The sequence below is a fragment of the Paenibacillus sp. 598K genome, from assembly GCF_003851045.1.
In the GTDB taxonomy this organism is placed as follows: domain Bacteria; phylum Bacillota; class Bacilli; order Paenibacillales; family Paenibacillaceae; genus Paenibacillus_D.
Genome location: NZ_BFBX01000199.1, coordinates 1 through 413 on the forward strand (window position 1 = coordinate 1; position 413 = coordinate 413).

Annotated in this window: 1 protein-coding gene; it reads left to right on the plus strand. The window is 49.6% G+C overall.

Translation table 11 applies throughout. The annotated features are described in order from the left end of the window. On the plus strand, positions 1-413 hold a 413-nt coding region (locus PA598K_RS34295; RefSeq protein ID WP_185602408.1), incomplete at both ends, for a helix-turn-helix domain-containing protein.

Here is a 413-nt window from a genome sequence, read left to right on the forward strand (position 1 = left end):
ACTGACGATGGAAAAGAAATGGAAAGTTGAATTGATTCAAGAAGAACGCAACCAATTAGAGAAGTTGATCCAAAAAGGAAAAATAGCCGGCTATAAAATCAAACATGCGCAAATGCTGCTGAAGGCCGATGAAGGTGCGCATGGACCCTCATGGGCGGATACCCGAATCGCAGAAGCCTTTAACACGAGTATAAGCACGGTTCGAAATTTGCGAAAACGGTTGGTCGAAAAAGGCTTCGATGCGGCGTTAGAGCGTGAGAAACAACCCCCACGCAGGACAAAGCTTGATGGTGCGGGCGAAGCGATGCTGAGCGCAATCGCCTGTAGCAAGCCGCCGGAAGGCTACAGCAGATGGTCCATTCGGTTGATCGCGGATCGCTTAGTCGAACTGGAAATCGTAGATGAGATCTCGC